Here is a 20785-nt window from a genome sequence, read left to right as displayed (position 1 = left end):
GTCCTGCGTCGGACACGCCACCCGCACGATCTGACAGCCCGACGCCGTCAGCTCCGCGATCTGCTGCAACGTCGCCCCGATGTCCGACGTCCGCGTCGTCGTCATCGACTGCACCGACACCGGCGCGCCGCCCCCGACGGCCACCGGCCCGACGTCGATCCGCCGCGACGCGCGCCGCGGGGCGATCGACCGGGCCGGCACCTCGGGTACGCCCAAGGAGATGGCCGTCATGACGTCACTCGCGGTTCCCGGAGACCGTCTCGCGCATGGCGCGCAACGACTCCTTGAGCGATCCCATGGTGGCGAGGACGGCGGTGGGCTCGTAGCCGCAGTGCGCCATGCAGTTGGCGCAGCGCGGGTCCTTGCCGCGGCCGTACTTGTCCCAGTCGGTCTCCTCGATCAGCTCGCGGTACGTCGGCACGTACCCGTCGCTCATCAGGTAGCAGGGGCGCTGCCAGCCGAACAGCGAGTAGTTCGGGATCGCCCAGGCGGTGCACGGGAAGTCGACCTTGCCCTCCAGGAAGTCCAGGAAGAGCGGGGAGTGGTTGAGCCGCCACTTGCGCCGGTTGCCGCCCGCGAAGGCCTTCTTGAACAGCTCGCGGGTCTGCTCCACGCCCAGGAAGTGCTCCTGGTCGGGTGCCTTCTCGTAGGCGTAGGCGGGCGAGATCATCATCTCGTCGACCTTGAGGTCGTCGTTGAGGAAGTTGAGCACCTCGATGATGGTCTGCGGGGTGTCGGTGTTGAAGAAGGTCGAGTTGGTGGTCACCCGGAAGCCGCGCTTCTTGGCCTCCTTGATGGCCGCCACGGCCTCGTCGAACACGCCTTCCTTGGCGACCGACTCGTCGTGCCGCTCGCGCAGTCCGTCGATGTGCACGGCGAAGGCGAAGTAGGGCGAGGGGGTGAACTTCTCCATCTTCTTGCGCAGCAGCATCGCGTTGGTGCAGAGGAAGACGTACTTCCGCCGGGCCACCAACTGGCGCACGATCTCGTCGATCTGAGGGTGCATCAGGGGCTCGCCGCCGGCGATGGACACCATGGGGGCACCCGATTCGAGCACCGCTCCGACGGCCTGCGCGACCGGCATCCGCTGCTTGAGGACGCCTGCCGGATGCTGGATCTTGCCACAGCCCTCGCACTTCAGGTTGCACGCGAAGAGCGGTTCCAGCTCCACGATGAGTGGGAACTTGTCCCGCTTGCGGAGCTTCTGTTCGGCCAGGTATGTAGCGACCTTGATGGACTGACGCAGCGGCATGGCCATCTGGGCTCACCTCCGGGGGAGCAGCAAAGAACGGTGCCATTCGAAAAATGCGGGAAGTACGGAGCGAAGAACGCGGAAGGCCGATATTCCTCCGCGTACGGTGCCGATCCGGACGAGTTCATGTTCGGGGGCGTCCACGACCACCCGTACGGCCGCAACCGGGCGCTCGCCCGCCCGTACGGCGCTCAGGAGCGTGGCGGCCGACTCCATGTCGACCGCGATCGCGCCGGTGGCGAGCAGCGCGGATCGCTCCGGCCCGCGCACGACGTGGTCGGAGCCGATGAGCGGCCCGGTGTGGACGGTGCGTCCGGGCAGGGTGCGCACCAGTTCCTTGACGAGCAGTTCGGTCCCCACGCACGGAACGTTTCCGCGCGGGTCCCGGGTCTCCTCGGCGACCACCAGGTCACCGGGGTGCATCCCCGGGGCGAGCCCCGCGCAGAAGCCGGTGGCCAGCACGGCGGCCTCGGTCAGCGGCGCCTCGGCCAGCACCCGGGTCACCGAGCGTTCGGCCGCCCTGGGCCCCATGCCCGTACGCAGCACGGTGACCGGGCCGTCCGCGCCGCTGCGGTCGCTCGTGCGCAGCGCGAGGTGCTCGATGCCGAGCGCGCAGGCGATCAGCAGCGGGGCCGGGACGGGCTTGGCGCTCATCAGCCCCCCTTGGCCTCGGAGAAGGGTTCGCCGTGCAGGTACCGGCCGAGCGCGGTGAGCGGGAACACCTGCCGGTAGAGGTGGTAGTTGATGGAGAAGTCCCAGGGGAAGCCGGTGCCGGTGAAGTACGGCTCGTCCCAGGAGCCGTCCGCCCGCTGGGTGGACACGAGCCACCCGACGGCGCGTTCCACGGCCTTGGAGTCGCGCTCCCCCGCCGCCAGCAGCGCGAGCAGCGCCCACGCGGTCTGCGAGGCGGTGGAGACGCCCTTGCCGCTCCACTCCCTGCTGTCCTGGTAGGAGCGCAGGTCCTCGCCCCAGCCGCCGTCGTCGTTCTGGACCGACTCCAGCCAGCGGACGGCCCGGCGGATCGCCGGGTGCGAGGCGGGCAGGCCGGCCGCGGTCAGCGCGGGCACCACCGAGCCGGTGCCGTAGACGTAGTTGACGCCCCAGCGTCCGAACCACGAGCCGTTCGGCTCCTGTGCGGCCAGCAGCCACTGGATGCCTCGCCGGGTGCGCGGGTCGTGGGCGAGGCCCTCGACCGCGAGCATCTCGACGACGTGCGCGGTGACGTCCGCCGACGGCGGGTCGACGACCTCGCCGAAGTCGCAGAACGGCAGCCGGTTGGGGAACGGGCTGGTGTTGTCGACGTCGAAGGCGCCCCAGGCACCGTTCTTGGACTGCATCCCGAGGTTCCAGCGCACCCCGCGTCCGATCGCCTTCTCGACCCGCTCGGGGTCGTGGTGACTGATCCGGCGCAGCGCGAGGACGACCTCGGCGGTGTCGTCCATGTCGGGGTAGTTGTCGTTGTGGAACTCGAACGCCCAGCCGCCCGGCGGGAGTCCGGGCCGCTTGACCGACCAGTCGCCGGGCCGCACGACCTGTTCGCCGAGCATCCAGTCGGCGGCCTTGACGAGTTGCGGATGGTCGGCGGGGAGCCCGGCGTCGGCGAGCGCGATGGCCGCCAGGCAGGTGTCCCACACCGGGGACTGGCAGGCCTCGATCATCCGGGCGCCGTCCTCGCGCCAGACGGCGAACCGGTCCAGCGACTGAAGGCCCGCGCGCATCACGGGGTGTTCGAGGTCGTAGCCGAGCAGGTACAGCGCGATGACCGAGTACACGGCCGGCGGCTGGATACCGCCCCAGCAGCCGTCGTTCTCCTGCCGTTCGACGATCCAGCGGGCCGCCGAGTTCAGTGCCGCCCGGCGCAGCCTGCGCGGCGCGACCCTGCGCAGCGCGTGCAGGGCCTTGTCGAGCCGCTGGAAGGCGCCGTCCCAGCTCGTCACCGGGGCCAGCGGTCCGCCCGGGTTGGGCCGGGCGGGGTCGGTGTGCAGTTCGTCGAGCGGGAAGGGCGCCGGGCGCACCGGGCGCTTCGCGGAGACGATCGTCAGCGGGACGATGGTCTGCCGGGCCCAGCAGCCGAAGTCGTAGATGTTGAGCGGGACCCACTTGGGGAAGTAGATGATCTCCGGCGGGAGTTCGGGCAGGTCCTCCCACTTCCACCAGCCGAACAGGGCGAGCCAGATCCGGGTGAAGACGCGGGCGGCGGCGATGCCGCCCCGGTCGCGGATCCAGGCCGACGCCTTCGCCATGTGCGGTTCGTCGGGGGCGTCCCCGGCCAGCCGCAGGGCGACGTACGCCTCGATGGTGGTGGAGAGTTCGCCCGGACCGCCGTAGAAGCCGGCCCAGGTGCCGTCCTCGCGCTGCTCGCCCCGGATGAAGAGCCCGGCCGCCTTGGTCGTCAACTCGTCTTCGATGCCGAGGAACTGACGCAGCAGCAGATCCTCGGCGTCCATCGTGACGTTGGTCTCGAGGTCGCCCTTCCACCAGCCCTCGGCGTCCTGCCTGGCGAGCAGGAAGTCGGTGGCGCGCCGCGCGGCGCCTTCGGCGGCTTCTTGTACCCCGGCCGCCGCGGGGATGGTGATGTCGGTTTCGCTGGCCGCGGCAGCACGAGGCGGCAGGGCCCCGGGACTTCCGTCGGTCGTCGCTGTCATGGCTTCCCCTTCGTGCAGTCGTACGAGTCGTGCTGCTGTGGGTCCGCCGTCGGCCGGTGTGCCACTACCCGCGACACCGGCCGGCGACTACGCGAGGGCTATTCGACCGATAGTGATCATCTCTTTCGTACGACGACGAAGTCGGCGAGCGCCGTGAACCGGGCCCGCACCTGCTCGGGCATGTCGACGGCGTTCAGCGCCTCGATGGCGATGGCGTGCTGTCGGCGCGCCTCCTCGGCGGTCCACTCGCGGCCGCCGGCCTCCTCGATCAGAGCGGCGCGGGCCGCGAACTCCTCCTCGGAGAAGTTCGCGAAGTCGCTGCTCTTGGCGTCGGCGGCGAGGATCTCGCCCAGCCGCGTCGAGGCGGATCCGCCCGCCGCGAGGGCGGCCACCACCGGCAGGGACTTCTTGCGCTGGCGCAGGTCGCTCCAGGTCTGCTTGCCGGTGGACTCCGGGTCGCCCCAGATGCCGAGGAGGTCGTCGACGGCCTGGAAGGCCAGGCCGAGGTGGTAGCCGTAGCGCTCCAGGGTGTCGGCGGTGCGGTCGTCCGCGCCGCCGAGCACCGCGCCGATGGAGCTGGCGCAGGCCAGCAGGGCGCCGGTCTTGTTGCCCTCCATCTCCAGGCACTCCTCGACGCTGACGCGGTCGCGGTGCTCGTAGGAGATGTCCTGGGCCTGGCCGTCGATCAGGGCGCGGCTGGCGGCGGTCAGGCGGCGGGTGGCCCGGCCGGCCTCGACCGTGCCGAGCTCCAGCAGGACCTCATTGGCGAGGGCGAACAGGGCGTCGCCGACGAGGATCGCCTGCGCGGGGCCGTGCACCTTCCAGACGGTGTCGCGGTGGCGGCGCTGCTCGTCGCCGTCCATGAGGTCGTCGTGCAGGAGCGAGAAGTTGTGGACGAGTTCCACGGCCACCGCGCCGGGCACGCCGACCTCGGGAGCGGCTCCGGTGACCTCGGCGGAGAGCACGGCCAGCGCGGGACGTACGGCCTTGCCGCCGTCGCCCTCCGTGGGGTTGCCCTGGGCGTCGATCCAGCCGAAGTGGTAGGCCGAGACGGTGTCCATGGGCGGCGCCAGGCGGTCGACGGCCGCGCGCAGCACCGGTGTGGCCAGGGTTCGGCCGCGCTCCAGGAGCGCGGTCACGTCCACCGCGTCGGCAGCCGTCGAGGCCGGGGGCACAGTGGACACAGTTTCTCCTCTTGTTGCGGTGCCAGGGGTGCGGGGGCCTGCCGGGCCGTGCTGATCGAGCATCAGGCCGCCTCCTCGACAGCGAAGAGGTGGTGGGGGCGGGGCCGTCCCAGGGCGCTGAGCGCGGCGTCCGCCGCACTCACACCGCTGCGGACCGCACTCTCCATGGTCGCGGGCCACCCGGTGGCGGTCCACGCGCCGGCCAGATAGAGGCCGGGGGCTTGGGTACGGGCGCCGGGGCGCAGCCGCCCGACGCCGGGGGTGGGGGCGAACGTGGCCGTGCGCTCCCGGGTGACGAAGAAGTCCCGTACGCCTGCCGTCCGGGTGCCGGGCAGCAGCCGCTCCAGCTCGGGCAGGTAGCGCTCGCGCAGGGCGGCGACGGGCGCGTCGATGTCGTCCTGCGCGGCCGACTGGGAGAGCGCGAGGTACTGGCCCTCGCGCAGCCCGGAGGCGGCCGTACGGTCGAAGACCCACTGCACCGGGGTGCCGAGGGCCGCGAAGAAGGGGGTGTCGAGCACCTTGCGGTCGTACACGACGTGGATGTTGAGGATCGGCGCGGTGCCGATCTCCAGCAGCCGGCCGGGGTCGTCGAGGGCGCCGTGCGGCAGCAGGTCGTGGGCCTCGCGCTGGGCGGTGGCGAGCACGACCGCGTCGGCCTCCAGCGTCTCGCCGGGAACCTGAACGCTCCACCGCCCGTTTTCGTTCTGGGAGACGGAGGTGACGCGTGTACGGACCTCGGTACGGACGCCCGCGGAGTCGAGCGCCTTGCGGGCGAGGCGGTCGTGCAGTTCGCCCAGCGGGACATGCGCCCAGCCGATGTCGGCGGCGCCCGGGTCGGACAGCAGACCGGTCTTGAACACCATCGCGGCGAGCCCGAGGGACGCGTCCTGGGCCACCGCGTTGAGGGTGGCGACCCCCACCAGGTCCCACAGTGCCTCGACGGCGCGCGCCGACTGACCGTGCGCGGCCAGCCAGGTCCCGAAGTCCTGGTCGTCCAGGGCGGGATCGGCGAGGTCGAGTCCCTTGAGCGCGAGTGCGGCACGGCCGACCCGGGCCCGCTCGGCGAGCGAGAGATGCGGATACGTCGCCAGGCTGCGTCCGAGATGCAGGGGCACCGGCAGCGCGTCGCGCCGGAGTCTGCCCAGACGGCGGCCCGCGGGCCGGTCCAGGTCGAGAACGGGCACGTCGAGACGATCCTGCAAGGGTGCCAGCGCGGTCCCCTCGATGCGCTCCAGGAACCACCGGTAGGCGGTGCAGCAGCGCAGGAAGACGTGCTGTCCGTTGTCGACGGTCAGGTCGCCGCGCTGGAACGAGAAGGCGAGGCCGCCGAGCCGGGGCCGGCCCTCCAGCAGGGTGACGCGCACGCCCGCGTCGGCGAGGGCGAGGGCGGCGGTGACCCCGGCCAGTCCGCCACCGACCACGACGGCGTCCCGCCCGGTCGCCGATCCGGCGTCCGCGGGCGGCCCGGACCGCTGTGCGTCGCTCATCGTGCACCCTCCCCTGCGGTCCCGTCGTGCCGGTGGAACCGTGCACGACAGGCCGTTGCAGTCAGGGACGCCGCCCCCGACCGGAGGGTTGCGTGCCGCATTCTTCCGGCGGAGTCGCCTTCGCCCACCGTGCCCATCAGGCGCGCCTCCTGAGGGTCCGCCGGGACACGTGCCGGGTGTCGAGCCCGGACAGTCCGCGTACGGCGACGTAGGCCTTCTCCCGTCCGGGCAGCGAGACCCGGCCGCGCAGCACGGCCCCCGGGTCGCGCTCGATGCGGTCGAGCAGGCGCCGGTAGATGCCCGCCATCGCGGCCACGCAGGCGCCGCTGCGCCGGTCGAGCATGGGCAGCAGCCCGTAGCCCTCGGCGAACAGGGCGCGCGCCCGGCGCACCTCGAAGTGCACGAGGCCCGCGAAGTCGGAGCCCTCGGGCGGTGTGGGACCGTCGAACCCGGCCGAGCAGCCGAACTTCGCGAGGTCGTCGGCGGGCAGATAGGTGCGGCCGCCCTCGGCGTCCTCGCGGACGTCGCGGAGGATGTTGGTGAGTTGCAGCGCGAGCCCGAGCGTGTCGGCGTACTCCGCCGCGCGCTCGGCGCCCCGGGCACCCGGCTCGGTGCCGAACACCCCGAGGGAGAGCCGGCCGATCGCGCCGGCCACACACCGGCAGTAGACCTTGAGGTCGTCCCAGGTCTCGTAGGTCTCGCCGCGCACGTCCATCTGCACGCCGTCGATCAGCTCGTCCAGGCCGCCCAGCGGGATCGGGAAGGCCGCGGCGGCGTGGGTCAGGGCGACGGCCACCGGGTCGGTGTCGTCGTCCTCGACCGCACCCTCGCGGATCCGGGTCAGCAGCGCCCGGGTGTCCTCCAGGCGGGCCACCTTGACGTCGTCGGCCAGCGAGCCGTCGCCGATGTCGTCGACACGGCGCGAGAACGCGTACAGCGCCGACATGGCACGGCGCTTGGGCGTCGGCAGCAGCCTGATGCCGTAGGCGAAGTTGCGCGCCTGCTGTCCGGTCACTGCCTCGCAGTAGCTGTAGGCGGCGAGTACCGGTGCGGACACGTGCTGTTCCGACTCCACGGTCCGGATCACCTCTCTCCTCGCAGAGTCACGCCCGCCTCGCGCAGCAGCTGGAGCTTGCCGGGCTTGGGCGGGCCGGGAAGTACGTCGTATTCGGCGGCGGCGATCGCTCGGACCGCCGCCCTTCCCCCCGCCACGAACCCCGCGAGCAGCAACCTCAACCTTCCGTGGACGCTACCCACCAGAGGGGCGCCTTCATTCAGGAGATCGCGGGCGCGTTGTGCTTCGTATGCGACCAGCGCGCGCACCGATGCGCCCGCGGTGGCCGTGGCGAGATCCGCCTCCCGGACGTGAAAGCGCTTCATGTCCTGTGCGGGCAGGTAGATGCGGTCGCGGCCGAGGTCCTCGGTCACGTCCTGGAGGTGCTCGACGATCTGGAGCGCCGTGCAGATCGCGTCGGAGCGGCGGATCCGCTCGGGGGTCGAGGTGCCGGTGACGGCCAGGACGAGGCGTCCGACGGGGTTGGCGGACAGCTCGCAGTAGGCGAGCAGGTCGTCGTAGGTCTCGTAGCGGCGGACGAGCTGGTCCTGGCGGTTGGCGGCGATCAGGCCGAGGAACGGCTCGGGGGTCAGCGCGTGGCGGCGGACGGTCGGCTGGAGACGGCGCAGCAGGGGGTGGCGCGGGGTGGCGTCGAAGACCCGGCGGAGGTCGGCCTCGAAGGCGTCCAGCAGGACGAGCCGGTCCTCGGCCGCCTCGGCCGACACGCCGAGCAGCCGGGCGTCCGCGCCGCCGGGCGCGAGATCGCCGTCGCCGATGTCGTCGACGAGCCGGGCGAAGCCGTAGACGGCCATGAGGTCGGTGCGCCAGGCCCTGGGCAGGAAGAAGGGGGCCACGGGGAAGTTCTCGCCCGCGGCCTTGTCGAGCGTGCCGCGCTCCGGGTCCCCGGTGCGGGCCGTATCGGTTCCCGTCACCGCCGACTACCCCGGGCAAAGACGGCACATGCAGCGCTGAGCTGGGGAGTTTCCGTAGCCATTGCCGTCACATCTCCCGTTCTACACCGACGACCCCATGCATACTATTTCGGACACGCCGCCCGGCCGTCCGCGCGGCCGCCCGTACGGAGGCTGTCGCGCATTATCGCCCCACTTGCCGTGTTTCGGGACCTGTACAGCTTACGTTGTACAACGCAGTGAGGTTCTCGGGGGTGTCCTGCACATCACAACAACACACCGATTGGCGTCAAGATTCCTGCGCCGGGCCGGAGTTGACGTTTCCTTTGCAGACGCGGGGCCCCGCCGGAGCAGTTCCGGCGGGGCCCCGGGCGACACGCGCTACTTGCCCGTGAACTTCTCGTACTCCTTGAGGACCTCGTCGGTCGGTCCGTCCATCCGCAGCTCGCCGCGTTCCAGCCACAGCACGCGGGTGCAGGTGTCGCGGATGGAACCGTTGCTGTGGCTGACCAGGAACACCGTGCCGGCCTCCTGGCGCAGCTCGCGGATGCGTTCCTCGGAGCGCCGCTGGAACTTGCGGTCGCCGGTGGCCAGCGCCTCGTCGATCATCAGGACGTCGTGGTCCTTGGCGGCGGCGATGGCGAAGCGCAGCCGGGCGCCCATGCCGGAGGAGTAGGTGCGCATCGGCAGGCTGATGAAGTCGCCCTTCTCGTTGATGCCGGAGAAGTCGACGATCGACTGGTAGCGCTCCTTGATCTCCTCGCGGGACATGCCCATGGCGAGACCGCCCAGGATGACGTTCCGCTCGCCCGTGAGGTCGCCCATCAGGGCTGCGTTGACGCCGAGCAGGGACGGCTGGCCGTCGGTGTAGACCCGGCCGCTCTCGGGCGGCAACAGACCGGCGATGGCCCGCAGCAGGGTCGACTTGCCGGAGCCGTTCGAGCCGATCAGACCGATGGCCTCGCCCCGGTAGGCGACGAAGGAGACGCCCCGTACGGCGTGCACCTTGCGCACCCCGCGCGCCTCGCCGCGCTTGACGATGCGGCTGAGCGCGGCGGTGGCGCTGCCCTTGCCGGACTTGGCGCCGCTGACCCGGTACACGATGTGCACGTCGTCCGCGATCACGGTGGGCCGGTCGTCCCGGCGCTCCTGCTCAGCCACGGCCGTACCCCTCTTCCGCAGGCCGGAAGCGATCTGGCCCGTCCTCCGCGGGCCGGCGGCGGCCGAGCCCGCCGACGGCGGACAGCCCCTGCCTCGCGGCGGACCGCGCCGCCGTGCCGTGCTCGCCGGGCGGCGCAGCCGCGCTCACCGCGACTGCGCCGTCATACGTTGTCTCAGTCACCAGGAAAACTCTCGTCCTCGGGGTGCTCAGCCTGTATGTGCCCGGCACGCACCCGGACCGTCGTACGGTCCGCCCGCTGTCAGGAACGAGCTTGTCAGATGACCGGGGGCCGGCCCAACCGGGTCAGCCGCCACACCGTACGCCACCTCATGGGGCGACGGGGTCCGCAGGATGTGGTCCAGCCTTCCCTGAATCCGCCGAACCAGGCCTTCAGGGCCGGCCGCGAGGGGCGGCGCAGCAGCGTCAGCAGCAGCCAGACGCCGAGGTAGACCGGGACCAGGGGCGCGGGCAGGTTGCGGCGGGCCAGCCAGACCCGGTTGCGCGCGACCATCCGGTGGTAGACGGCGTGCCGCGAGGGCGCGGTCGTCGGATGGAGGAGCACCATGTCGGACCGGTAGTCGATCATCCAGCCCGCGTCGAGGGCCCGCCACGCCAGGTCGGTCTCCTCGTGCGCGTAGAAGAACTCGTCCGGCAGCCCGCCGACCTCGGCGAAGACCTTCGTACGGACCGCGTTGGCGCCGCCGAGGAAGGTGGTGACCCGGGAGGAGCGCATCGGGTCGGCGGCGCGCAGCCGCGGCACGTGCCGGCGCTGGGTGACGCCGGTGTCCGGGTCGGCGATCCGGAAGCTGATGATGCCGAGCTCGGGGTCGGCCGCGAAGGCCTGCCGGCACAGCTCGGCGGTGTCGTGCTGGGCGAGCAGACCGTCGTCGTCGAGGAACAGCAGTATGTCGACGTCGCGACCGGCCGGGCCGAAGGCCTCGATGCCTATGTTGCGGCCGCCGGGGATGCCGAGGTTCTCGGGGAGCTCCACGGTGCGCACGGCCGACGTGCATTCGCCCACGTCCGGCACCGGCGAGCCGTTGCCGACGACGACGACCTCGACGAGGTCGCCCTCCTGCTTGGCGACCGAGTCGATCAGGGCCTTGAGCTCGTCGGGCCGGTTGCCCATGGTGATGACGACCGCGCCGACCTTCAGGCCGCTCATCGCAGCCTGCTCGACGCGAGGACGGACACCAGGTGCAGCACGGTCTGGAGCAGCGCGATGCCCGCCAGCACCGCGACACCGAGCCGGGAGAAGTACAGGTCGCCGCGCACCTGGTCCAGCACCGCCAGGACCAGGATCAGCAGGGACGCCTCGATGCCGAGGATCAGGCGGTGGAACTTCAGCGCGGCCGCGGCCCGGCGGGCCAGTGCCATGCCCGAGGAGCGCGGCTCGGCGGCCGCCTCCTTGACGGGCGGCAGCCCGCCCTGGTGGCGGGCGACGCCGACGAGGTCGGTCTCGGCCTTGATCAGGATCGCGCCGAGGGCGGCCAGGGTGCCGAGGAAGGCCCAGAGCCAGTCGATCCGCCCGGAACCCCAGAGATCGGCGGCGCGCAGGCCGAAGCCGACCAGCACCGCGGCGTCGGTCAGATAGGCGCCCACCCGGTCGAGGTAGACCCCGCCGAGCGAGTACTGCTTCTTCCAGCGCGCGATCTCGCCGTCGACGCAGTCCAGCAGCAGATACATCTGCACGCAGACCACGCCGAGCACGGCGCCCCAGATCCCCGGCACCAGCAGCGCCGGGGCCGCGAGCACGCCGAAGACGGTCATCAGGTACGTGAGCTGGTTGGGCGTGACCCTGGTGTTCACCAGGTAGCGGTCGACCCGCAGGGACACCTCGCGCATGTAGAGGCGCCCCATCCAGTGCTCACCGCTGCGCCGGTCCTTCACCCCTTCGGGATGGACGACCGGACGGAGTTCAGCTACCGATGGCCTTGACATAGTCGGTGTAGATGTCCTTGATCTGGTCGGTCTTGAGGTCGAGGTGTTCGAGGATCGTGTAGCGGCCGGGCCGGGTCTCGGGGGCGAACTCGACGACCCGGACGAACTCGTCCGTGCTGAAGCCGATCTCCTCCGGCAGCACCGGCAGCCCGTGCCGGCGCAGTACCTCGGCCATGTAGGCCGACTCCTCGTGCGCGCCGCGCAGGTACATCGCGAAGGCCGCGCCCAGTCCGCACTGCTCGCCGTGGGCGGCCGCGCGCTGGGGGAACAGCAGGTCGAACGCGTGGTTGATCTCGTGGCACGCGCCGGAGGACGGACGGGAGTCGCCCGACACCGACATCGCGATACCGCTGAGGACCAGCGACTCGGCCAGCACCTGGAGGAAGCCGTTGTCGCCGATGCCGCCGGGGTGGCGCAGCACCGCCTCGCCGGCCTGGCGGGCCATGGCGGCGGCCAGACCGTCGATCTTCTCGCCCTTGACGCGGTGGGCGAGCTCCCAGTCCGCGATGGCCGAGATGTTGGAGACGGCGTCGCCGATCCCGGCCCGGACGAAGCGGACCGGGGCCTCGCGGATGACGTCGAGGTCGATGACGACCGCGATCGGGTTCGGCACCCCGTAGGAGCCGCGGCCCGCGTCGTTGTCGAGGGTGGCGACCGGCGAGCACAGGCCGTCGTGCGCGAGGTTCGTCGGGACGGCGACCAGCGGGAGGCCGACGCGCGCCGCGGCGAACTTGGCGCAGTCGATGATCTTGCCGCCGCCGAGGCCCACGACCGCGTCGTAGCGGCTGGCCTTGATCTCGCCGGCCAGCCGGATCGCGTCGTCGAGCGTGCCCCCGCCGACCTCGTACCAGGTGGCACCGGGCAGCGAGGGGGCGACGCGTTCGCGCAGCCTGGCCCCCGAGCCGCCGCTGACGGCGACGGCGAGCCGGCCGGAGTGCGAGATGCGCTCGTCGGCGAGCACACAGCCCAGGTCGTCGAGGGCACCCGGGCGGATGTCCACGACGACCGGCGAGGGGATCAGCCGTGTCAGTACCGGCACGCGATCTCCCGTCCCCTGGCGAGATCGTCGTGGTTGTCGATCTCGACCCAGCTGACCTCGCCGATCGGTGCCACGTCGATGCGGAAGCCGCGGTCGACGAGCTCCTGGTAGCCGTGCTCGTAGAACTGCTGCGGGTCGGTCTCCCACACCGTCTTCAGGGCGTCCGCGAGCTCGGGGGCGGCGTCGCCCTCGATGAGGGTGACGCCGATGTACTCGCCGCTCGCCTCCGCGGGGTCCATCAGCTTGGTGATCTTCGTCATGCCGCGCTCGGCGTCGACGACGACCTTCATCTCCTCGTCGGCCAGCGACTTCACGGTGTCCACGGCGAGGATGATCTTCTTGCCCTCGCCGCGCGCGGCGAGCAGCGTCTTCTCCACGGAGACCGGGTGGACGGTGTCGCCGTTGGCGAGGATCACCCCGTCCTTGAGGGCGTCACGGCCGCACCACAGGGAGTAGGCGTTGTTCCACTCCTCGGCCTTGTCGTTGTCGATGAGGGTGAGCTTCAGGCCGTACTTCTGCTCCAGGGCCGCCTTGCGCTCGTACACGGCCTCCTTGCGGTAGCCGACGATGATCGCGACCTCGGTCAGACCGATCTCGGCGAAGTTGCCGAGGGTGAGGTCCAGAACCGTGGGTTCGCCCTCTATGCCCGCGGGCCCCACCGGCACCAGAGCCTTGGGAAGGCTGTCGGTGTAGGGGCGCAGACGCCGTCCGGCGCCGGCCGCCAGCACGAGGCCGATCATGCGGGTTCTCCTTCATCGTGTACGGCGGGTGCGCCGCCCTGATGGGCGGACACCCAGAAGCGGATGCTCTCGAAGAGCACCACCAGGGCGACGGCCACGGCGAGGACCGTGAGCGCGACCCCGAACTGCGAGGCGGTCAGTGCCAGGGCCAGAACGGTCACCAGCAGCGTCCGGCCTTCGTGCCCCCCGATCGCGCGCACCAGCCAGGCCGGGGGCGCGCCGGCGTCACCGCGGATGCGGTACACCGTGTCGTAGTGATGGTAGGCGACGGCGGCCACCAGCCCGAAAGCCGCCGGAAGCACCCCGTTCACATCGGCTTTGGCCGCCAGTACCAGGACGGTGCCGTACTCGGCGGCCCGGAACAGCGGGGGGACCAGCCAGTCGAGGGCGCCCTTGAGGGGGCGCTGGACGGCGGCGGCGGACAGCAGGACGTAACCGAGAGCACACAGGACGGTCTGCCAGCCGGCTCCCCACAGCAGCGCCGAGCCCGCCACCAGGACACTGCCGGCCGCGGCGGCGTAGACCCCGGAGCGCCGGTAGGTACCGCGCGCGGTGCGCAGCAGCAGCTCCACCAGGGGTCCGCTGTCCGCGAGGTCGGCCAGCGCCCGCGCGGCCCGGTCGGTCCGCCTCGCCTTGCGGGTCACCGAGCGCAGCACCCGGCCGGCCGTGGTGTACGTCGCCGCGAACGCGCAGCCGATCAGCAGCGCGTAGAAGGTGATGCGGGGGGTCGTCAGTGCCGTGAGGACGGCGATCATGGCCCATCGTTCGCCGATGGGCAGCACTATCATCCGGCGCAGCCAGACCGTCCAGCCGACGCTGTCGAGCCGGTCGGAGAGGGCCGCGGTGGGGCTGGTGTTGGCGTCGGCGTCGTGGTTGGCCTCGTTGAAGGAGAAGTCCACGACGTGCCGGCAGGTCTGGAGCACCATGGCGCCCAGGGCGAGGGCCCAGACGTCGTCGCCGCCACGGGCCGCGCCCAGGGCGAGACCGGCGTAGTACGCGTACTCCTTGGCGCGGTCGAAGGTGGCGTCCAGCCAGGCGCCGAGCGTGGAGTACTGGAGCGAGTAGCGGGCGAGCTGGCCGTCGGTGCAGTCCAGCACGAACGACGCGATCAGCAGGACGCCGGCCGCGACGAACCCGGCCCGGGTTCCGGTGGCCGCGCTGCCCGCCGCGATCAGCGCGGTGAGCAGGGAGGCGGTGGTGACCTGGTTCGGGGTCAGGCCGCGGCGGGCGCACCAGCGGGCGATGTAGCGCGAGTACGGGCTGATGCAGAAGGTGGTGAAGAAGCCGTCGCGGGCCTTCACGGCCGACTTCAGGCGTACGGCCTCGTCGTCGACGGCGGCGACGGCCTGCCGTGCCTCGTTGCGGGTCTGCGGGTCGTCGGGGACCGTGGCGACCAGGCTGCCGAGCTCGGGGCGCCGCACGTCGGCGCCCTGCGCCTCCAGGGCGGTCACCACGCGGTCGACGAAGTGGTCGCCGGGGGCGCCGGCCGGACTGCCGTCGAGGGCGTCGAGGGCAGGTGCCGTCGTGGCGTACTCCCGGTCGACGGCGCCGGTCAGCACCGAGCGGGCCGCGGGCTGCGCGGTCACGGCGCCGGGCACCGCGGCGAGCGGGAAGCGGGGGTCGGTGAGGCCGAGCCGCAGCGCGTGCGGATGGCCCACGAAACGCGCGTCGACGACGGCGACCCGCTGCTCACCCGGAACCTGGGCGAGCAGGGGCCCGACGTCGGCGGCGCCGTCGGCGATCCGGACGTCGAAGCCCAGTGACCGCAGATCGGTCTCGATCGACGATCCGGGGACCGGTTGGCCGGTGAGGATGGCGGTCGACAACCGAACTCATCTCCCTGGGAACCGACGCGACGGCGCCGGTCATGTGCACGATGGGGGCGCCGCTCGGCTGCTCCGGGCGGGCGGCATGTCGGCAGAGGCTATCCGATGTCGCTGGAGGCGTGTTCATCGCCCGTTCATGATCCGATCAGCGTAGTCTGTTCCGGCCTTTGCCTTCCTCTGCCGAGATCATCATGGGTGATGGGCGGCCCGGCCGACAAACCCGCGGCCTGCACGGCGCACCCGGCGGACACCCCCGGGGACCGCGCCGTCCGGCATAGGGTGGGCGACCATGACATGGCTGATCACCGGCGGAGCCGGATACATCGGGGCGCATGTGGCACGGGCCATGGCCGAGGCCGGAGAACGGGTCGTGGCACTGGACGACCTGTCGGCGGGAGTGCCCACCCGGCTGCCGTCGGACATCCCGCTGGTCCACGGCTCGGCCGGGGACGACGACCTGCTCAAGCGGGTCCTCGCCGAGCACGCGGTGACGGGTGTGGTGCATCTCGCGGCCCGCAAGCAGGTCGCGGAGTCCGTGGCGCAGCCCACGCGCTACTACCAGGAGAACCTGGGCGGTCTCGCCACGCTGCTGGAGGCGGTCGCCGGGGCCGGGGTCGGGCGGTTCCTGTTCTCGTCGTCCGCGGCCGTCTACGGAAACCCGGACGTGGACCTCATCACGGAGGACACCGTGTGCGCCCCGGTGAACCCCTACGGCGAGACCAAGCTCGCCGGGGAGTGGCTGGTGCGGGCGGCGGGCCGGGCCCACGGCATCGCGACGACCTGTCTGCGCTACTTCAACGTGGCGGGCGCCGCGGCCCCGGAACTGGCGGACACCGGGGTCTTCAACATCGTCCCCATGGTGTTCGACCGGCTCACCCGGGACGAGGCCCCGCGGATCTTCGGCGACGACTATCCGACACCGGACGGCACCTGCGTCCGGGACTACATCCACGTCGCCGATCTCGCCGAGGCGCACCTCGCGGCGGCCCGCCGGCTGTCGGCGCCGGAGGCCTCGGGCGATCTGACGGTGAACATCGGCCGCGGCGAGGGCGTCTCCGTACGCGAGCTGGTGACGCTCATCGGCGAGGTCACGGGCGACAGCCGCCCGGCGGTCGTCGAGCCCCGGCGTCCCGGGGACGCTCCCCGCGCGGTCGCCTCGGCGGCCCGGGCCGCGGACGAGCTCGGCTGGACGGCCCGGCGCGGGACGCGCGAGATGGTCGAGTCGGCCTGGCAGGGATGGCAGCTGCACCGCGGCCGCTGAGCGCCACGCCCGAGACGCCGCGCCACCCGTGACGGCACCCGACCCGCCCTGACCTGCACTTCGTTTGCGCAGGTCAGGGCATATGACAACGGTGTTCAGTGCCGCGTTGCCCGATACCCCCCACCCGTAGTTGACTGTGGTCCCGGGCGGATCACAGGAGGCGTTTCCCATGGGGGCAGGGCACGACCACGGTCATGCACACGGCCACGGCGCGCCGACGACCGGGACCGCGGCCGCCGCGTACCGGGGCCGGCTGCGCGTGGCCCTGTCGATCACGATCGCCGTCACGGTGGTGGAGATCGTCGGCGGGATGCTCGCCGACTCCCTCGCGCTGGTCGCCGACGCGGCGCACATGGCGACGGACGCCCTGGGGCTGGGCATGGCCCTGGTGGCGATCCATGTCGCGAACCGGCCGGCCAGCCCGCACCGCACCTTCGGGTACGCCCGCGCCGAGATCCTCGCCGCGCTCGCCAACTGCCTGCTGCTGCTCTGCGTCGGCGGATACGTCCTCTACGAGGCGGTCCAGCGGTTCTTCACCCCGGCCGACACCGCGGGCGGGCTCATGATCGTGTTCGGTCTGATCGGTCTGGTGGCGAACTGCGTCTCGCTGCTGCTGCTGATGCGCGGCCAGCAGCACAGCCTGAACGTACGGGGGGCGTTCCTGGAGGTGGCGGCCGACGCGCTGGGGTCCGTGGCGGTGCTGATCTCGGCAGTGATCATCCTCACCACGGGCTGGCAGGCGGCCGACCCGATCGCCTCGCTCGCCATCGGTCTGATGATCGTGCCGCGAACGGTGAAGCTGCTGCGCGAGACCCTCGACGTGCTGCTGGAGGCCGCCCCGAAGAACGTCGACATGGCGGAGGTACGGGCCCACGTACTCGCGCTGGACGGCGTCGAGAACGTCCACGACCTGCACGCCTGGACGATCACCTCGGGGATGCCGGTGCTGTCCGCGCACGTCGTGGTGCGCTCCGACGTACTGAACGCGATCGGCCACGAGAAGATGCTGCACGAGCTCCAGGGCTGTCTGGGCGACCACTTCGACGTCTCGCACTGCACCTTCCAGCTGGAGCCGGTCGGCCACGCGGAGCACGAGGAACGGCTGTGCCACTGAGGCTGCCACGGCGGTCCGGCGGGCGCGCGCGTCGTTCCTTCCACAACCCGACGTCCGTGCGCCCCCCTTACGGGCGGTTCCCCGTTCACCTCGAGGGGCACGATCACCTACCGGGCGCCACCGCACGGCGTCCGACCGGTGCCGGCCATGGCCCGCGTACCTCGCACGGGACATGCGGTGGCGCCGTGAAGTGCCGGGAGTGCCGGATTCGTACGGCAGACTTGGGGCGCGAGGACCGATGCTAAGGATGGGTATGCCGATCACACCTGCCACCGCGAAGCACAGCGCGTCGAACGGCGCCGCGGACGCGATTCTGCTGGAACTGGTCGACGAGAACGGTGTGACGATCGGGACCGCGGAGAAGCTCGCCGCCCATCAGCCGCCCGGACAGCTGCATCGCGCGTTCTCCGTGTTCCTCTTCGACGAGCAGGGCCGACTGCTGCTCCAGCAGCGGGCGCTGGGCAAGTACCACTCCCCCGGTGTGTGGTCGAACACCTGCTGCGGCCACCCCTACCCCGGCGAGGCGCCGTTCGCGGCCGCGGCCCGGCGGACGTACGAGGAGCTCGGGGTCTCCCCGACGCTGCTCGCGGAGGCCGGCACGGTCCGTTACAACCACCCGGACCCGGACTCGGGCCTGGTCGAGCAGGAGTACAACCATCTGTTCGTCGGCCTGGTGCAGTCCGCGCTGCGGCCGGACCCGGAGGAGGTCGGCGAGACCGCCTTCGTGAGCCCCGCCGAGCTGGCGGAGCGGCACGCGAAGGACACGTTCTCCGCGTGGTTCATGACCGTGCTGGACGCCGCGCGGCCCGCGGTGCGGGAACTGACGGGAATCGCCGCGGGCTGGTGAACTCCCGGCCGGCCGGCGCGTACGGCCGAGGGTCAGTGCACCACGACGGGCTTGAGCGGCAGGGCGGCCCAGATCACCTTGCCGCCGCTCGACGTGTGCTCGACGTCGCACACCCCGCCCGCCTCCAGGGTGATCTCACGGACCAGCAGCAGCCCGCGGCCGCCCACCTGGGCGTGGTCGGCCTCCAGGGCGGTCGGGCGATAGGGGTGGTTGTCCTCCACCGACACCCGCACCCATTCGGCTCCGACGGCCACCTCCACGGCAAGCATCGGCGACAGGAGCGCCGCGTGCTTGACGGCGTTCGTCACCAGCTCCGAGACGATCAGCAGCAGACCCTGGACGAGGTCGTCGGAGGCCGGTACGCCCTGACGGTGGAGCAGGTCCCGCACGGCGTGCCGCGCCTGCGGGACGGAGGCGTCGAGGGCCGGGGCGGTGAACCGCCACACACCCTCGTACGGCAGCGGATCCGGCGCTCTCGGTCCGGGGGATTCGCCCACCACGCCCTCCGCTGCGTCTTCGGGGCGTGGGCCCATCCCGCGCCCGTGGTTCTCCATCGTCCGGTCGCCACCCTTGCGCTCGATTGTCACCACACGTCGAGTGTTGGTAACGCAACGCGCCACACCGAAGGACTGAACAGAAGTCAGCGCTTATCGAGCGTTTCTGGCTTTCATTGAACGATTCGATCGATTGAAAGTCCGATTCCCGTCCCGATCGCGCCAACTTCACGAACTATTCGGGTTGTACGGGTTTGCCGGAAGGGGGTCGGCGCCCGGCCCGTGACCGGCCGACCGCACCCGTCCGGCCTGCGGCTACGATCCGCCGCATGGAGCCCCAGCTGCTGCACCGCGTCACCGAGTCGGTGGCCACCGTCGTCATCCACCACCCGGCCAAGCGCAACGCCATGACCGCCGCGATGTGGCGGGCGCTGCCGCCACTGCTGGACACCCTGGCCGCCGATCCGGACGTACGGGCCCTGGTCCTGACCGGCGAGGGCGACACCTTCTGCGCCGGAGCCGACATCTCCACCCTCAAGGGCTCGCCCGCGGAGGCCCAGGGGCTGGCCGTGCTCGCCGAGGAGGCGCTGGCCGCCTTCCCCAAGCCGACGCTCGCGGCGGTACGGGGGCACTGCGTGGGCGGTGGCTCGCAGCTCGCGGCGGCCTGCGATCTGCGGTTCGCCGAGGAGGACGCGCTGTTCGGGGTGACCCCGGCGAAGCTGGGGATCGTCTACCCCTCCTCCTCGACCCGGCGGCTGGCGTCGCTGATCGGTCCGGCCGCCACCAAGTACCTGCTGTTCTCGGGCGAGCTGATCGACACGGCACGGGCGCTGCGGACGGGCCTGGTCGACGAGGTGCTGCCCGCGGGCGGACTCGGCAAGCGGGTCGCCGAGTTCACCCGCGTCCTGGTCTCGCGCTCCCGGCTCACCCAGGCCGCGGCGAAGGAGTTCGCGGACGGACGCACCGACCGGGACGCCCACTGGGCCGAGCAGGCACGCGCCGCCGACGACACCGCGGAGGGCGTCGCCGCGTTCCTGGAGCGCAGACAGCCGCGCTTCACCTGGACTACGTCAGGATGAACCGGCTGTTCCGGCGGAACTCCTCGACCAGGTGCGCGGGCGCCTTCCGCGGGGACCCCGCGTCGTAGGGCGGCTGCGGGTCGTACTCGGTCAGCAGCTGCACGGCCTGCGCGTGCTCGTCGCCGGCGATCCGGCCGAGCAGGGTGAGGCCCATGTCGATGCCGGAGGAGACACCTGCGGCAGTGACGTACTTGCCGTCGAACACGACCCGCTCCCCCGTGGGCTCGGCGCCGAACCGCGCCAGGTGCTCCAGGGCCAGCCAGTGGGAGGTCGCGCGACGGCCCCGGAGCAGTCCGGCGGCGGCCAGCAGCAGGGAGCCCGTGCACACCGAGGTCGTCCAGGTGCTGGTCGAGTCCGCCGTGCGCAGCCAGCCGAGGAGGACCTCGTTGTCCATCTGCGGCGTCTGCCCCGGCCCGCCGGGGACCACCACGATGTCGGGGTGCGGCACGTCCGCGAGGGTGCGGTCGGCGGTCAGCGCGAGGTTCCCGGTGTCGGAGCGGACGGGACCGGTGCGTTCGGCCACGAAGACGGTGTCGGCGTCCGGCAGACGGCCGAGCGTCTCGTACGGGCCCACGGCGTCGAGGGCGGTGAAGCGGTCGAAGAGCACGATGGCGATCTGCATCGGACGGCCTTTCGGACGAGGGACGGGCACTGACGGGTACCAGGGCGTGTCGGTGGCGGGTTCGGGTCGCGTCGGCGGCCGGGGGGCAGCGGCCGGGGGCGATCGGCGGGTGGCGTGGGCCGGGAGG

Annotated in this window: 21 protein-coding genes; 4 read left to right on the top strand and 17 right to left on the bottom strand. The window is 71.9% G+C overall.

Features of this window, described 5'->3' with window-relative positions:
• From FNH09_RS32125 to FNH09_RS32060, 15 genes are all read right to left on the bottom strand, one after another.
• On the bottom strand, nt 1-231 hold a 231-nt coding region (locus FNH09_RS32125), incomplete at its 3' end, for a flavodoxin-dependent (E)-4-hydroxy-3-methylbut-2-enyl-diphosphate synthase (RefSeq protein WP_162469403.1).
• A 4-nt stretch (nt 232-235) separates the two neighbouring features.
• The gene (gene hpnH, locus FNH09_RS32120) at nt 236-1258 is read right to left on the bottom strand and encodes an adenosyl-hopene transferase HpnH (protein ID WP_152893422.1); all 1023 of its coding nucleotides are present in this window, start codon (nt 1256-1258) and stop codon (nt 236-238) included.
• 6 nt (nt 1259-1264) lie between these two features.
• Nucleotides 1265-1906, bottom strand: a complete 642-nt coding sequence (locus FNH09_RS32115) for a phosphorylase family protein (protein WP_152893421.1) — start codon at nt 1904-1906, stop codon at nt 1265-1267.
• On the bottom strand, nt 1906-3897 hold the full coding sequence (gene shc / locus FNH09_RS32110) for a squalene--hopene cyclase (protein ID WP_152893420.1): 1992 nt from the start codon (nt 3895-3897) through the stop codon (nt 1906-1908). The genes FNH09_RS32115 and shc overlap by 1 nt, the downstream gene beginning before the upstream one ends.
• A gap of 116 nt (nt 3898-4013) precedes the next feature.
• Nucleotides 4014-5144 (bottom strand): polyprenyl synthetase family protein, encoded by a 1131-nt coding sequence (locus tag FNH09_RS32105; RefSeq protein WP_152893419.1) that lies wholly within the window; start codon nt 5142-5144, stop codon nt 4014-4016.
• A complete protein-coding gene (gene hpnE, locus FNH09_RS32100) occupies nt 5144-6568 on the bottom strand; it encodes a hydroxysqualene dehydroxylase HpnE (protein ID WP_152893418.1) in 1425 nt (474 codons plus the stop codon). The genes FNH09_RS32105 and hpnE overlap by 1 nt, the downstream gene beginning before the upstream one ends.
• The gene (locus tag FNH09_RS50300; RefSeq protein ID WP_420802794.1) at nt 6565-6669 is read right to left on the bottom strand and encodes a DUF6380 family protein; all 105 of its coding nucleotides are present in this window, start codon (nt 6667-6669) and stop codon (nt 6565-6567) included. Before FNH09_RS50300 ends, hpnE begins: the two co-directional genes overlap by 4 nt.
• Nucleotides 6670-6704: 35 nt before the next feature.
• A complete protein-coding gene (hpnD, locus tag FNH09_RS32095) occupies nt 6705-7655 on the bottom strand; it encodes a presqualene diphosphate synthase HpnD (RefSeq protein ID WP_162469402.1) in 951 nt (316 codons plus the stop codon).
• Nucleotides 7652-8554: a squalene synthase HpnC gene (gene hpnC / locus FNH09_RS32090; protein WP_162469401.1), complete on the bottom strand. Its 903-nt coding sequence runs from the start codon at nt 8552-8554 to the stop codon at nt 7652-7654. The genes hpnD and hpnC overlap by 4 nt, the downstream gene beginning before the upstream one ends.
• Nucleotides 8555-8914: 360 nt before the next feature.
• Nucleotides 8915-9694: an ATP-binding cassette domain-containing protein gene (locus FNH09_RS32085; RefSeq protein WP_162469400.1), complete on the bottom strand. Its 780-nt coding sequence runs from the start codon at nt 9692-9694 to the stop codon at nt 8915-8917.
• A 275-nt stretch (nt 9695-9969) separates the two neighbouring features.
• Entirely contained in the window at nt 9970-10860 is an 891-nt protein-coding gene (locus FNH09_RS32080; protein WP_152893416.1) for a glycosyltransferase family 2 protein, read from the bottom strand.
• Nucleotides 10857-11636 carry a CDP-alcohol phosphatidyltransferase family protein gene (locus FNH09_RS32075; RefSeq protein WP_152893415.1) on the bottom strand — a complete coding sequence of 260 codons (780 nt, stop codon included), beginning with the start codon at nt 11634-11636 and terminating at the stop codon, nt 10857-10859. Before FNH09_RS32075 ends, FNH09_RS32080 begins: the two co-directional genes overlap by 4 nt.
• Entirely contained in the window at nt 11614-12675 is a 1062-nt protein-coding gene (locus FNH09_RS32070) for an iron-containing alcohol dehydrogenase (protein WP_162469399.1), read from the bottom strand. Before FNH09_RS32070 ends, FNH09_RS32075 begins: the two co-directional genes overlap by 23 nt.
• Nucleotides 12663-13415, bottom strand: a complete 753-nt coding sequence (locus FNH09_RS32065; protein WP_152893414.1) for a phosphocholine cytidylyltransferase family protein — start codon at nt 13413-13415, stop codon at nt 12663-12665. The genes FNH09_RS32070 and FNH09_RS32065 overlap by 13 nt, the downstream gene beginning before the upstream one ends.
• Nucleotides 13412-15241, bottom strand: coding sequence for a DUF5941 domain-containing protein (locus tag FNH09_RS32060; protein ID WP_152893413.1), 1830 nt, complete (start codon nt 15239-15241; stop codon nt 13412-13414). Before FNH09_RS32060 ends, FNH09_RS32065 begins: the two co-directional genes overlap by 4 nt.
• Before the next feature lie 289 nt (nt 15242-15530).
• On the opposite strand from FNH09_RS32060, the gene galE reads away from it, so the two are divergent.
• From galE to idi, 3 genes are all read left to right on the top strand, one after another.
• Nucleotides 15531-16502 carry a UDP-glucose 4-epimerase GalE gene (gene galE / locus FNH09_RS32055; RefSeq protein ID WP_152893412.1) on the top strand — a complete coding sequence of 324 codons (972 nt, stop codon included), beginning with the start codon at nt 15531-15533 and terminating at the stop codon, nt 16500-16502.
• 169 nt (nt 16503-16671) lie between these two features.
• A complete protein-coding gene (locus FNH09_RS32050) occupies nt 16672-17616 on the top strand; it encodes a cation diffusion facilitator family transporter (RefSeq protein WP_152893411.1) in 945 nt (314 codons plus the stop codon).
• A gap of 253 nt (nt 17617-17869) precedes the next feature.
• The gene (gene idi, locus FNH09_RS32045; protein WP_152893410.1) at nt 17870-18463 is read left to right on the top strand and encodes an isopentenyl-diphosphate Delta-isomerase; all 594 of its coding nucleotides are present in this window, start codon (nt 17870-17872) and stop codon (nt 18461-18463) included.
• Between the two features lie 32 nt (nt 18464-18495).
• Here the strand turns inward: idi and FNH09_RS32040 are convergent, their stop codons facing one another.
• Nucleotides 18496-19017, bottom strand: a complete 522-nt coding sequence (locus FNH09_RS32040; RefSeq protein WP_152893423.1) for an ATP-binding protein — start codon at nt 19015-19017, stop codon at nt 18496-18498.
• A gap of 269 nt (nt 19018-19286) precedes the next feature.
• On the opposite strand from FNH09_RS32040, the gene FNH09_RS32035 reads away from it, so the two are divergent.
• Entirely contained in the window at nt 19287-20036 is a 750-nt protein-coding gene (locus FNH09_RS32035; protein WP_152893409.1) for an enoyl-CoA hydratase/isomerase family protein, read from the top strand.
• On the opposite strand, the gene FNH09_RS32030 is transcribed toward FNH09_RS32035, so the two are convergent.
• A complete protein-coding gene (locus tag FNH09_RS32030) occupies nt 20023-20658 on the bottom strand; it encodes a DJ-1/PfpI family protein (protein ID WP_152893408.1) in 636 nt (211 codons plus the stop codon). The genes FNH09_RS32035 and FNH09_RS32030 overlap by 14 nt on opposite strands.
• Nucleotides 20659-20785: the final 127 nt, after the last annotated feature.

The organism is Streptomyces adustus, from assembly GCF_009377175.1.
Classification (GTDB): Bacteria; Actinomycetota; Actinomycetes; order Streptomycetales; family Streptomycetaceae; genus Streptomyces; species Streptomyces adustus.
This window is presented reverse-complemented; position numbering and strand designations above follow the sequence as displayed.